Raw genomic sequence first — 11,848 nt, 5'->3', positions numbered from 1 at the left:
CGGAGGGCCTAGCGCAGACGGGCCACCCGCCAGAAGGTGAGGGCGGCCAGCAACGCCACGATCGCCACGTAGAGCACGACGAAGCGCCAGTCCGGGCGGCGCCCGGAGCCTCTGGGGGGCAGGCCCGGCCAGGTGTAGCCCACCCGGCGGGCGGCCATCAGGCCCCAGCCCGCCGCACAGCTGCTCAGCAGCAGGCCGAGCATGGCCACGACGGCCCCTCCATCGCCGAACTCGAAGGCGAGTGGGAAGGCGAACATCAGCGAACCGAGGATGGCCAGGGCGACGATCGGCGCGATCTGCCAGATCCGCAGCCGTCGCGGCGGGCGCAGCTCCCGGAAGGACTCCTCGGAGACCGAGCCCGCGCCGGCCTCGTCCTCGGAACCGTCCTCGAGCACTGGCGCGCCGGAGTCATGGAGCCCTCCGGCCTCGTCGGGGCCGTCCGGGGTCAGCGGCCGCGCGTCTCCGTGCGGCGATTGCTGCGATGTGTCGCGAGGGCCGGCCTCCATCGCCACACGCCCTCCCAACTCCAGACACCACGGCACGATCGGAGCTTGATGATGGCATGCCCGCCGGGGCCCGAATGACGAGCTGAGCTTCCCGATGCCATGACGTGATCAGGCTGTGACCGCCCGTTCAACCAACGCGAGCGCGCTCGCCAGGAGTTCCCCTCTGTGGTCGGCTGCTCCGCTGAGCCAGTGGACCCTGGGGTCGCGCCGGAACCAGGAGTCCTGACGGCGTGCGAACCGCTTGGTGGCGCGCACGGTTTCGGCCCTCGCCTCCTCTTCGGCGCACTCCCCCGCGAGGGCGGCGAGCACTTGCTGATAGCCCAGCGCACGGGAGGCGGTACGGCCGGAGCGCAGCCCGGCGTCCTCCAACCGGCGGACCTCCGTGACCAGCCCGGCGTCCCACATCCGGTCCACCCGCAGGGCAATCCGCTCATCCAGCTCGGGCCGCTCGACGTCCACGCCGATCTGGAGCGTGTCGTAGACCGCCTCGTGCCCGGGCAGATTGGCGGTGAACGGTCGGCCGGTGATCTCGATGACCTCCAGCGCCCGGACCACCCTGCGGCCGTTGCTGGGCAGGATCGCGCGCGCCGCCTCGGGGTCGGCGTCGGCGAGCCGGGCGTGCAGGACCCCGGAGCCCCGCTCCTCCAGCTCGGCCTCGAGCCGGGCCCGGACGGCGGGGTCGGTGCCCGGGAACTCGAGGGCGTCGATGGCCCCGCGGATGTACAGCCCGGAACCGCCGACCAGGACGGGGGTACGGCCCTCGGCGAGCAGGCGGTCCATCTCGGCGCGGGCCAGCCGCTGGTACTCGGCGACGCTCGCGGTCTGGGTGACGTCCCAGATGTCCAGCAGCCGGTGCGGCACCCCCTGCCGCTCGTCCTCCGTCAGCTTGGCGGTGCCGATGTCCATGCCCCGGTACAGCTGCATGGAGTCGGCGTTGACGACCTCGCCGTCGAGGTGTCTGGCGAGTGCGACGCCCAGATCGGACTTCCCGGCCGCTGTGGGGCCGACGACGGCGATGACTCGCGGCGGATGGCCTGCAGTATTCACCGGGCCAGTCCCGCAAATGCCCCGGCGACTCCTCGAATGAGCGACGTGACGGGGCACGGCCGGGTTCGTTGCCTGTTGGGAGGTTCCGAGGGCCGGTTCGGGGAATCGGCCGCCCAGCGCCGCGCAATCGCCGCGCACCGCACAAGGGGGCACTCCGGGCGGCACGGGATTCCGCCCACGCGAGTTTCGCCCACACGAGTAAGGTATGGAGTAGATATGGGCGTGTTTTCCAGGTTTCGTCGTGCGTCGAAGGAGGCGAGCCGTTCGTCCGAGGAGGCGCCGTCCGTGCGGGAGTCCCAGGCCACGGCCGACGCCATGACGGCGGAGACCGGATCCGGGACCGCCGATGGGGCTGAGGCCGCGCGGAGCGGGAAGGAGAACCCGGCGGGTGAAGGCGCCGGGATCCCCAAACAGCAGTCCGCGGCCGAGGCGGCCGACAGCGAGACCGGTGAGAGCGCCCGCACATAGGCAACCGACGAGAGTAGGTGGCACATGGGCCTGATGGACAATCTCAAGGCCAAGGCCGGTCAGATGAAGGGCAAGGCCGGCAGCTTCGCGCAGCAGCACGAGGCCAGGATCGGGCGGGGCCTGGAGAAGGCGGCCAAGTCGGTCGACACCAGGACCAAGGGCAAGTACAGCGCCAAGATCGAGACTGGCACGGGCAAGGCGAAGGACGCTCTCAACCGCCTCTCGCAGATGGACGAGCGCAAGCCCAAGCACAAGGGCGACGCATAAGACCGGCCCAGCGAACAAGACACAGAAGACGGGGGCGGGCGATGCCGGGCCCGGACCGGCCCGCCCCGCCGGTACGCGGCCGTGGAGCGCAGGCTCCACGGCCGCGAGCCGGCTAGGACGACCAGCTCGCCACGAAATACCCCACGCCGTACGGCGCTTCGTCATACCGCAACTCCCCCTTCAGGCGCGCCCCCTCGCCCGCCCCCGCGAGCACCTGAAGCGGCGCGCGACCTGCCGCCTTGAGCTCATACGCCAACTCCTCGTCGAGCGCGGCCAGCGCCCCGGTGTCGGCGGCCGCCAGCGCCCGAGCCACCTCGGCGTCGAACGCGGCCGCCCGCTCGTCGAGATAGCCCGGCGCCTTCAGCGTGCGGCATGCGGTGCCGTCGCCCATCACCAGTAGCGCGACCCGCTCCGCCCGCCCGGCGAGCTCCCTTCCGACTTCAATACACCGCTCGGCCGCGAGAGGTTCCCCCACACCCAGCCCCTCGACGGGCACCGCCGGGTCCCACCCCGCGTGCTCCAGCAGCCAGGCGCCGACCGCCAGCGACGTCGGCAGCGAGCGCGAGGGCCCGCCGTCCGGGGCGTCCTCGCCGCCGGACGCCCGGTCCTCCGTCGCAGGCGCGGCTCGCCGTTCCGTCGCAAGTGCGGCTCGCCGTTCCGTCGTAGGCGCGGCTCGCCGTTCCATCACCGGCGCGGCGAGGCGCACATCCACCTCCACGCCGAAGCCGCGGAACGTCCCGGCCGCGCCCTGCGCATGCGGCCCGCGCCCGGCGCGATCGGCGGGCCCCACCACGATCAGGCGCTCCGGACGCGCCGCCGCGAGGGCGTGGATGACCTCGAAGCACTCCGCGCGCAGCCCGTCCAGCTCGGGGGCGGCTCCGGCGGCGACCTCGGGCACCAGCAGCGGCGGACACGGGCAGACGGCGGCGGCGATCAGCATGATCGTCAGCCTAGCCGTGCGCTCAGTCGCAGCCGCAGCCCGCGGTGGGCGCGGCCGGCTGCGGCGGCGGGGCGCCCACCGTCGGCAGGCCCAGCATCACACCCGCGGGCTTCTTCTCCTCGGGCGCGTTCCGCCGTTCCCAGGCGTCCCCGGCGCGGGTGCGCCGCACGCCCCGGGCCGGGCCCTCGGCCAGCAGATGGTGGGGGGCCGCGTAGGTGATGTCGACGGTGACGACGTCGCCGGGGCGAACCGGCTCCTCGGGCCGCGCGAAGTGCACCAGGCGGTTGTCGGGGGCACGGCCGGACAGCCGCCGCGTGGCGTCGTCCTTACGGCCCTCGCCCTCGGCGACCAGCACCTCCAGCGTGCGCCCGACCTGCTTCTTGTTCTCCTCCCAGGAGATCTGCTCCTGGAGCGCGACCAGCCGCTCGTAGCGCTCCTGGACGACCCCCTTGGGCACTTGGCCGTCCATCTCGGCGGCCGGTGTCCCGGGCCGCTTGGAGTACTGGAAGGTGAACGCCTGGGCGAAGCGCGCCTCGCGCACCACGTGCAGCGTCTGCTCGAAGTCCTCCTCCGTCTCACCGGGGAAGCCGACGATGATGTCGGTCGAGATGGCGGCGTCCGGCATCGCGGCGCGCACCTTCTCGATGATGCCCAGGTAGCGCTCCTGCCGGTACGAGCGGCGCATCGCCTTGAGCACGGTGTCCGAGCCGGACTGCAACGGCATGTGCAACTGCGGCATCACGTTCTCCGTCTCCGCCATGGCGGCGATGACGTCGTCGGTGAAGTCACGCGGATGCGGCGAGGTGAACCGGACCCGCTCCAGGCCCTCGACCTTCCCGCAGGCGCGCAGCAGCTTGCTGAACGCCTCGCGGTCGCCGATGTCGGAGCCGTACGCGTTCACGTTCTGGCCGAGCAGGGTGATCTCGGTGACGCCCTCGGCGACCAGGGTCTCCACCTCGGCGAGGATGTCACCGGGGCGGCGGTCCTTCTCCTTGCCGCGCAGCGCCGGGACGATACAGAAGGTGCAGGTGTTGTTGCAGCCCACGGAGATGGAGACCCATGCGGCGTACGCGGACTCGCGCCGCGTCGGCAGGGTGGAGGGGAAGGCCTCCAGGGACTCGGCGATCTCGACCTGGGCCTCCTCCTGGACGCGGGCGCGCTCCAGCAGCACCGGCAGACTGCCGATGTTGTGGGTGCCGAAGACCACGTCGACCCAGGGGGCCTTGTTGACGATGGTGTCGCGGTCCTTCTGGGCCAGACAGCCGCCGACGGCGATCTGCATGCCCGGCCGCCGCGCCTTGATCGGCGCGAGCCGGCCGAGGTTGCCGTACAGCCGGTTGTCGGCGTTCTCCCGCACCGCGCAGGTGTTGAAGACGACGATGTCGGCCTCGCCCTCGCCGGTGCCCTCGGGCGCGCGGACATAGCCCGCCTCTTCCAGGAGGCCCGAGAGCCGCTCGGAGTCATGGACATTCATCTGGCACCCGTAGGTGCGGATCTCGTAGCTCTTGGGTGCTTGAACGTCCACTGCCGGGCTCCGGTCGCTGCTGATGGTCACCCAACAAGGGTAGGCGCTCACCGAAGCCCCTCTGCCGGGCGGTGGACCAGGCCACCGGCCCGCCCCCGGGTATGGGCCGACGGCCGGGCACCGGCACACTGTGTTCCATGACACGGAACAGCGCACAGGGCAACATGCTCGACAAGGCGATGGCCGTCCTCGACTGCTTCCGTCCTGATGGCGGCGCGTTCCGTCTCACAGAACTGTCCGCGCGTACCGGGCTGGCCAAGACCACCGTGTTCCGGCTCTGCGCCGATCTGGTCCGTCTCGGCCTGCTGGAACGCGATGCCGAGAGCTACCGGCTCGGGGGCGCCCTCTTCGAACTGGGCTCGCTCGTCCCGCGCCGACGCGATCTGCGGGAGGCGGCGCTGCCGTTCCTCCAGGACCTCTTCGAGGCCACGCACGAGACCGTGCACCTCGGGGTGCGCGAGGGCCACGAGGTGGTCTACGTCGAGCGCATCCACGGCCACGACGCCCTTCGGCTGCCGTCCCGCATCGGCGGCCGACTGCCGCTGACCTGCACCGGCGTGGGCAAGGCGCTTCTGGCGTTCTCGGGCTCCGAACTGGTCGAGGAGATCCTGGCCGCGCCTCTGCCCGCCCTCACTCCCCACTCGATCACCGACCCGGACCGGCTGCGCACGGCCGTCGAGCAGGCCCAGGTCGCGGGCCTGGCCTACGAGGAGGAAGAGGCGGCTCCGGGGGTCAGCTGCATCGCCGCTCCGGTCTTCGACGGACCGACCTCGGTGGCGGCGCTGTCGGTGGCCGTACCCCGCGGCCGCTTCCGGCCGGCGCAGCTGGCACCGGCGGTGCGGACCGCGGCCCTCGGCCTGTCGAGGGCCCTGCGCTCCGGCAGATGAGCGGGTGGCGGCCCGTATGACCGGATCCGCGGGCGGCTCGCCCCTACCCTCCTGTAGCGCTCCCGTAGCGGCTCCGCCCCTCCCCTCCCGCCAGCGGGCCTGGCAGGATCCTCGTCATGGCCCTCACCCTTCCGCGCCTGGACCGGCGCCGTGCCGTGCAGTCCGCCGCCGCGGGCGTCGTCGCCCTCGGGCTGCTGGTGTGGTGGCTGCTGGCGTCGGGCGGTGGCCCCTCGCCCAGCGGCCGGGTGACGTTCGCGACGGGGGTCTCCACCGGGGTCTACGACACCTACGGCCGGATGCTCGAGCAGGACCTCGCCCGGGACCTCCCCGATGTCGATGTGCGGCTGGAGCAGTCCAGGGGGTCCCCGGACAACGTCGAGCGGCTGGCCCGGGGCAGGGCCACCTTCGCCATCGCCGCCACCGACGCCGTCGCCGCCTACCAGGGCGAGGGAGCGGGGCGGCTGCGGGCCTGCGCCCGGCTGTACGACGACTACATGCAGCTGGTCGTGCCGAGGGGCTCGTCCGTACGGTCGGCCCGCGATCTGAAGCATCTGCGGGTGGGGGTGGGCGACGACGGCTCCGGAGTGCAGCTGATCACCCGGGCGCTGATCAAGGCCGCCGGGCTCGACTTCGACCGGGACATCCGGGCGAAGCGGGTCGGCATCGACGCCATGCCGAGGCTGCTGCGGCAAGGCAAGCTCGATGCCTTCTTCTGGTCGGGCGGGCTGCCGACCACCGCGGTGCGCACCCTGGCCCACGCCTACCCGATCCGGCTCGTCCAGCTCGGCGACCTCACCGGCCCACTGCACCGACAGGGCGGGGTGACGCGCTACTACCGGGCGGCGACCGTGCCCGCCGACGCGTACGAGGAGATACGCAGGCCGGAGCCGGTCAAGACGATCGCCGTACCGAACCTCCTGGTCACCACGGACCGGGTGGCCCCCGATCTGGCGGAGGGCGTGACCCGCACGGTGATAGAGAACCGGGACCGCATCGGGGCGAAGGTGCACGCCGCCCAGAAGGTGGACCTGCGAACCGCCGTCTTCACCGATCCGCTCGCCCTCCACAAGGGCGCGGCGCGCTATTACCGCTCGGTCAAGCCGTAACCCGGCACCGCTGCCGCCGTGATCCGGCCGACGACCGGGACCGGGTCCGGCAGGATCTTCACATGACAGTGAAGAACGGCAGGCGGTGGAACCACAACATCCACTACCACCCCCGCATCCTCCACGCGGTCCCCGACGGCGCCCAGCGCGCCCTCGACGTCGGCTGCGGCGAGGGCATGCTCGCCCGCGCGCTCCGGCGGACCGTGCCGCACGTCACCGGGATCGACCTCGACGCGGCCAGTATCGATCAGGGACGTGCGTACGGGGACGACGTCGACTACGTCCTCGGCGACTTCCTGAGCCATCCCTTCGAGCCCGCCTCGTTCGACGTCATCGCGTCGGTGGCCACGCTGCACCACATGGACGCCGCCACCGGGCTGACCCGCATGCGCGAGCTGCTGCGGCCCGGCGGGGTCCTGGCCGTCGTCGGTCTCGCCCGGAACACCATGCCCAGGGACCTGCCGCACGTCCTCGCCGCCGTGGCCGTCGGTAAGGTCCACCGCGCGAGGAAAGGGCACTGGCAGCACCCGTCCCCCGTCGTATGGCCGCCGCCGGTGACCTATCCGGAGATGCGGGCGCTGGCCGCCGAGCTCCTGCCCGGCTCGCGGTACCGCCGCCACGTCCTGTGGCGCTACAGCATCGTCTGGCGCAAGCCGCGGGACTGAGCGGCGAGCGGGCCTTACGGTCCGCGTCACGTCCTTACGGCCCGCGTCACGTCCTTACACGCCCGCGTCACGGTCCTCACAGCACGCCTCACGCCCTCACGCCCGCGTCACGTCCTTACGGTCGTCACGGTCTCACCGGGCCCCGTCCGCGGCACCGTAATGGTCACGCGCAGACCACAGGGCTCGTTGGGCGCGTAGTCGATCGTGCCCCCGCCCGCCGTGAGCAGCGCGCGGGTGATGGACAGGCCCAGGCCCGAGCCCGAGACGTTCTGGTGGCGGCTGCTGCGCCAGAACCGGTCGCCGATGCGGGCGAGTTCGTCCTCGGTGAGGCCCGGGCCGCCGTCGGCGACGACGATCGCCACGGTGTCGGCCTCCGTCCGCGCGGAGACCTCCACATGCGCCCCTTCGGGCGTGAACTTCAGGGCGTTGTCGACGACGGCGTCCAGCGCGCTGGACAGGGCCACCGGATCGGCCCAGCCGGTGATGGCCGCGGGGCCGGTGTAGGCGAGCCCGACATCCTTCCGCTCGGCCACCGGAAGCCAGGCGTCCACCCGGTCGGTCGCCAGCTCCGCGATATCGGTGAGCCGCAGATCCGCGGCCGAGTGCTCGGCCAGGGCGAGATCGAGCAGATCGTCCAGGACGCTGGCCAGGCGCTTGCCCTCCGCGCGCACCGAGGCGATCTCCTCATGGCCGTCCGGCAGTTCCAGCGCCAGCAGCTCGATGCGCAGCAACAGCGCGGAGAGCGGATTGCGCAGCTGGTGGGAGGCGTCGGCGACGAACGCCCGCTGCTGCTCCAGGACTTGCTCGACGTTGTCGGCCATCTCATTGAACGAGCGGGCCAGCCGCCGCAGTTCCGGGGGGCCGGAGGCGGCCGCGACGCGTGACTGCATGCGCCCGGTCGCGATGTCATGGGTCGCGGTGTCCAGGACGCGCACGGGCCGCAGCACCCATCCGGTGAGCCGGAAGGCGGCGCCGACGGCCAGCAGCATCGCGGCGCATTCGCCCGCGCCGATGACCAGCCAGCCGTGCAGGATCCGCGACCGCATCTGGCCGGTGGGCGAGTCGGTGACGACGACGGCCACCACATCGCCGTCGCGGACGACGGGAGAGGCCACGGTCAGCCTGCCCCGCTGCCAGGGCCATACCTGGGGCGGATCGTGGCTGCGGCGCCCGGCGAGGGCCTCGTCGAACGCCTGGGCGCTCTCGCCCGTGTCCGGCAGCCTCCAGTCGCCGGGCGCCTCGGCCATGGGCGGTGCGTCCCGGTCCCGGTAGAAGACCCCGGCCCGGATGCCGTACAGGTCGTGGTAGCGCCTGAGTTCGGCGCGCAGGGTGTTCAGCCGCTCGTTCCCCTCGGCGCCGACCGCTCCCGTGGGCCCGGCGCTGACGAACTGGGCGAGCGCGGCGAAGCGCGCGGTGTCGTCGATCCGGTCGACGACCACGCGCTGCTGCTCACGGGCGGCCAGGCTCCCGGCGAGCGGGAAGCCGAGCGCGAGCAGCACGCCCGCCATGAGGACGATGAGGAGCGGGAGGAGCCGGGTGCGCACCGAGGGAGCCCCGGTCGCTCAGCCGGCCGGGGCGACGAGGCGATAGCCCACCCCGCGCACCGTCTCGATCAGGGCGGGCATCCGCAGCTTGGAGCGCAGGGAGGCGATGTGGACCTCCAGGGTGCGCCCCGTCCCCTCCCAACTGGTGCGCCAGACCTCGCTGATGATCTGCTCCCGGCGGAAGACCACACCGGGGCGCTGGGCGAGCAGGGCGAGCAGATCGAACTCCTTACGGGTGAGCGAAACGGTCGTTCCGTTGACGGAGACCTGGCGGGTGGGCAGCTCGATGGTCACGGGGCCGAGCCGCAGCGGCGGATGGGAGCCGTCCGGGCTCTCCTCGGTGCCATGGCCCGGGTCGTGGGCGGCGGTGCGGCGGCTGACGGCGTGGATCCGGGCGAGCAGTTCCATGGTGTCGTACGGCTTGACCACGTAGTCGTCGGCGCCGAGGTTGAGCCCGTGTATGCGGGAGCGCACATCGGCGCGCGCCGTCACCATGATCACGGGGGTGGCGGTGCGCTTGCGGATCTTGCCGCACACCTCGAAACCGTCCTGGTCGGGCAGGCCGAGGTCGAGGAGGACAACGCCGAAGGGGGCGCCGGAGTCCGGCAGCAGCGCCTGGAGGGCCTCCTCGCCGCTGCGGGCGTGGGTGATCTCGAAACCGTGCTTGGAGAGGATGGCGGACAGGGCCGCGGCGACATGGTTGTCGTCCTCGACGAGCAGCAGTCTCACCGGCCCCTCCGCCACCTTTCCGTATCAGGGGAGACGCGCCCCGTACGCGTCCCCGTCACCATGTCTTCGAATGCGGCCACGAACATGGCCACAGGGCATCCACCCCGATCGACGGGCAGCCGTCAAGACGCATTGGGTCACACACTGGTTTCCGTTACGCAGCCGGTACGGCGCGCGTCGTCCCGTTCACGTAGAGTGTCGTATCGCGGCCATATCGTTATCCTCAATTTCAGCTCAGATGTAATGACGCTGGTCGCGGGCGCTCATTAGTGTCCTCCCAACCGAGGAGGACGGAGCGAGACGCCGATGAGCGAAGTATCGGTGACCAAGGACGCCGCACCGGTGGCGAACGCGTTGGTTGCGTTGTCAGGAGTCAACAAGCACTTCGGCGCGCTGCATGTGCTCCAGGACATCGACCTGACCATCAGCCGCGGCGAAGTGGTCGTCGTCATCGGGCCGTCCGGGTCCGGGAAGTCGACGCTGTGCCGCACGGTCAACCGGCTGGAGACGATTGACTCCGGCTCCATCACGATCGACGGCAAGCCGCTGCCCCAGGAGGGCAGGGAGCTCGCCCGGCTGCGTGCCGACGTCGGCATGGTCTTCCAGTCCTTCAACCTCTTCGCGCACAAGACGGTGCTCGAGAACGTGATGCTGGGCCAGATCAAGGTCCGTAAGTCGGACAAGAAGGCCGCCGAGGAGAAGGCGCGCACGCTGCTGGACCGGGTCGGCGTCGGCGCCCAGGCGGACAAGTACCCCGCCCAGCTGTCCGGTGGCCAGCAGCAGCGCGTGGCGATCGCGCGCGCCCTGGCCATGGACCCGAAGGTGATGCTCTTCGACGAGCCGACCTCGGCGCTGGACCCGGAGATGATCAACGAGGTGCTGGAGGTCATGCAGCAGCTCGCCCGGGACGGCATGACGATGGTCGTCGTCACCCATGAGATGGGCTTCGCCCGCTCCGCGGCGAACCGGGTGGTCTTCATGGCCGACGGCCGGATCGTCGAAGAGGCCGAGCCGGAGCAGTTCTTCAACAACCCCCGCAGCGACCGGGCCAAGGACTTCCTGTCGAAGATCCTTCACCACTGAGCCAGCTGAGCCAGCTGAGCCCGCCGGGCCGCACTCGGTCCGGCAGACCGCTCCACGTTCGCCACTGCGTATGTGAACCACGTACTGAACACAGAGGGATGGGCACCATGAGAATTCGTAAGACGGCCGCGGCGGCCACGGTGGTTCTCGCGCTGGCCGCGACGGCGACCGCCTGTGGCGGCGAGAAGGGCACCGCCGGGGACAAGCCGAAGGGCGGCGAGGTCTTCAGCGGCGACTACACGGTCGCGAAGGATGTGAAGATCGACTCGCCGACCCTGAAGGCGGCGCAGAAGCGCGGCAAGATCGTCATCGGCGCCAAGGCCGACCAGCCCTTCCTCGGGTTCCAGGACACCGAGGGCAAGCGCTCCGGCTTCGACATCGAGATCGCCAAGATGGTCGCCGCCGACCTCGGCTTCTCCGCAGACAAGATCACCTTCAAGACGGTGGACTCCAACGTCCGTGAGACCTCGATCTCCAAGGGCCAGGTCGACTACTACGTCGGCACCTACACCATCAACGACGAGCGCAAGAAGCAGGTCGGCTTCGCGGGCCCGTACCTCACGGCCGGTGCCGACCTGCTGGTCCGCAAGGAGGACAAGGGCAAGATCACCGGCCCGGACAGCATCAAGGGCAAGAAGGTCTGCTCGATCGTCGGCTCCACCCCGCTCCAGGAGATCAAGAAGCCGAAGTACGGCGCCAAGACCACCGAGCTGAGCAAGTACTCGCTCTGCGTCAAGCAGCTGCTCGACGGCCAGGTCGACGCGGTCACCACCGACGACGCGATCCTCAAGGGCTACGCCGCCCAGCGCCCGAGCAAGCTGTACGTGGTCGGCAAGCCGTTCACCGAGGAGCCGTACGGCGTCGGCATGAACAAGAACGACAAGGCGCTCCGCGACGCGATCACCGACTCGCTCGAGAAGCACATCAAGAACGGCGACTACAAGAAGGCGTACGAGGGCACGCTCGGCAAGTCCGGCTCCTCCTACGTCGCGCCGAAGACGCCGCTGCCGCGCTACTGAGCAGGGCTCTCCGTCCGCTCGTTCACCCGTTCGCCTGTTCACCTCGAAGCCGGTGCGCTCCG

At 71.1% G+C, this 11,848-nt stretch carries 13 protein-coding genes; 7 read left to right on the top strand and 6 right to left on the bottom strand.

What is annotated here, in order from left to right; translation table 11 throughout:
• Positions 1-8: 8 nt before the first annotated feature.
• Together ACJX2R_RS36615 and miaA are read right to left on the bottom strand one after the other, a co-directional pair.
• A complete protein-coding gene (locus ACJX2R_RS36615; protein ID WP_413103571.1) occupies positions 9-506 on the bottom strand; it encodes a hypothetical protein in 498 nt (165 codons plus the stop codon).
• 108 nt (positions 507-614) lie between these two features.
• On the bottom strand, positions 615-1,553 hold the full coding sequence (gene miaA, locus ACJX2R_RS36610; protein WP_262702827.1) for a tRNA (adenosine(37)-N6)-dimethylallyltransferase MiaA: 939 nt from the start codon (positions 1,551-1,553) through the stop codon (positions 615-617).
• Positions 1,554-1,838: 285 nt separating this feature from the next.
• On the opposite strand from miaA, the gene ACJX2R_RS36605 reads away from it, so the two are divergent.
• Both ACJX2R_RS36605 and ACJX2R_RS36600 read left to right on the top strand, forming a co-directional pair.
• On the top strand, positions 1,839-2,021 hold the full coding sequence (locus ACJX2R_RS36605) for a gliding motility protein (protein ID WP_413103570.1): 183 nt from the start codon (positions 1,839-1,841) through the stop codon (positions 2,019-2,021).
• 24 nt (positions 2,022-2,045) lie between these two features.
• Positions 2,046-2,288, top strand: a complete 243-nt coding sequence (locus ACJX2R_RS36600; protein WP_020868007.1) for an antitoxin — start codon at positions 2,046-2,048, stop codon at positions 2,286-2,288.
• A 112-nt stretch (positions 2,289-2,400) separates the two neighbouring features.
• Here ACJX2R_RS36600 and ACJX2R_RS36595 read toward each other — a convergent pair whose 3' ends face one another.
• Both ACJX2R_RS36595 and miaB read right to left on the bottom strand, forming a co-directional pair.
• A complete protein-coding gene (locus tag ACJX2R_RS36595; RefSeq protein ID WP_413103569.1) occupies positions 2,401-3,228 on the bottom strand; it encodes a class III extradiol dioxygenase subunit B-like domain-containing protein in 828 nt (275 codons plus the stop codon).
• Between the two features lie 22 nt (positions 3,229-3,250).
• Positions 3,251-4,783, bottom strand: a complete 1,533-nt coding sequence (gene miaB, locus ACJX2R_RS36590; RefSeq protein ID WP_413103568.1) for a tRNA (N6-isopentenyl adenosine(37)-C2)-methylthiotransferase MiaB — start codon at positions 4,781-4,783, stop codon at positions 3,251-3,253.
• Between the two features lie 134 nt (positions 4,784-4,917).
• Between miaB and ACJX2R_RS36585 the strand changes: the two genes are divergently transcribed.
• The 3 genes from ACJX2R_RS36585 (at position 4,918) to ACJX2R_RS36575 (ending at position 7,411) form a co-directional block, all read left to right on the top strand.
• Complete coding sequence (locus tag ACJX2R_RS36585) at positions 4,918-5,640, top strand: IclR family transcriptional regulator (protein WP_262702865.1); 723 nt, start codon at positions 4,918-4,920, stop codon at positions 5,638-5,640.
• A 116-nt stretch (positions 5,641-5,756) separates the two neighbouring features.
• Positions 5,757-6,746 carry a TAXI family TRAP transporter solute-binding subunit gene (locus tag ACJX2R_RS36580; protein ID WP_413103567.1) on the top strand — a complete coding sequence of 330 codons (990 nt, stop codon included), beginning with the start codon at positions 5,757-5,759 and terminating at the stop codon, positions 6,744-6,746.
• A 62-nt stretch (positions 6,747-6,808) separates the two neighbouring features.
• On the top strand, positions 6,809-7,411 hold the full coding sequence (locus tag ACJX2R_RS36575) for a class I SAM-dependent methyltransferase (protein ID WP_413103566.1): 603 nt from the start codon (positions 6,809-6,811) through the stop codon (positions 7,409-7,411).
• Between the two features lie 107 nt (positions 7,412-7,518).
• Here the strand turns inward: ACJX2R_RS36575 and ACJX2R_RS36570 are convergent, their stop codons facing one another.
• Positions 7,519-8,955: an ATP-binding protein gene (locus ACJX2R_RS36570; RefSeq protein WP_413103565.1), complete on the bottom strand. Its 1,437-nt coding sequence runs from the start codon at positions 8,953-8,955 to the stop codon at positions 7,519-7,521.
• A gap of 18 nt (positions 8,956-8,973) precedes the next feature.
• Positions 8,974-9,684, bottom strand: coding sequence for a response regulator transcription factor (locus ACJX2R_RS36565; RefSeq protein ID WP_413103564.1), 711 nt, complete (start codon positions 9,682-9,684; stop codon positions 8,974-8,976).
• A 306-nt stretch (positions 9,685-9,990) separates the two neighbouring features.
• On the opposite strand from ACJX2R_RS36565, the gene ACJX2R_RS36560 reads away from it, so the two are divergent.
• A complete protein-coding gene (locus ACJX2R_RS36560) occupies positions 9,991-10,767 on the top strand; it encodes an amino acid ABC transporter ATP-binding protein (RefSeq protein WP_020868015.1) in 777 nt (258 codons plus the stop codon).
• A 107-nt stretch (positions 10,768-10,874) separates the two neighbouring features.
• The gene (locus ACJX2R_RS36555) at positions 10,875-11,786 is read left to right on the top strand and encodes a glutamate ABC transporter substrate-binding protein (protein WP_262702835.1); all 912 of its coding nucleotides are present in this window, start codon (positions 10,875-10,877) and stop codon (positions 11,784-11,786) included.
• Positions 11,787-11,848 lie beyond the last annotated feature (62 nt).

Origin of the sequence: Streptomyces sp. Inha503 (genome assembly GCF_047215865.1) — a bacterium.
Taxonomy (GTDB): Bacteria; Actinomycetota; Actinomycetes; order Streptomycetales; family Streptomycetaceae; genus Streptomyces; species Streptomyces lycopersici.
This window is presented reverse-complemented; position numbering and strand designations above follow the sequence as displayed.

What these genes read in the sequence shown, in the direction of transcription:
- ACJX2R_RS36615 (WP_413103571.1), bottom strand. Translation starts at nt 506, where the DNA reads ATGGAGGCCGGCCCTCGCGACACATCGCAGCAATCGCCGCACGGAGAC.
- ACJX2R_RS36600 (WP_020868007.1), top strand. Translation starts at nt 2,046, where the DNA reads ATGGGCCTGATGGACAATCTCAAGGCCAAGGCCGGTCAGATGAAGGGC.
- ACJX2R_RS36595 (WP_413103569.1), bottom strand. Translation starts at nt 3,228, where the DNA reads ATGCTGATCGCCGCCGCCGTCTGCCCGTGTCCGCCGCTGCTGGTGCCC.
- ACJX2R_RS36585 (WP_262702865.1), top strand. Translation starts at nt 4,918, where the DNA reads ATGCTCGACAAGGCGATGGCCGTCCTCGACTGCTTCCGTCCTGATGGC.
- ACJX2R_RS36580 (WP_413103567.1), top strand. Translation starts at nt 5,757, where the DNA reads ATGGCCCTCACCCTTCCGCGCCTGGACCGGCGCCGTGCCGTGCAGTCC.
- ACJX2R_RS36575 (WP_413103566.1), top strand. Translation starts at nt 6,809, where the DNA reads ATGACAGTGAAGAACGGCAGGCGGTGGAACCACAACATCCACTACCAC.
- ACJX2R_RS36560 (WP_020868015.1), top strand. Translation starts at nt 9,991, where the DNA reads ATGAGCGAAGTATCGGTGACCAAGGACGCCGCACCGGTGGCGAACGCG.
- ACJX2R_RS36555 (WP_262702835.1), top strand. Translation starts at nt 10,875, where the DNA reads ATGAGAATTCGTAAGACGGCCGCGGCGGCCACGGTGGTTCTCGCGCTG.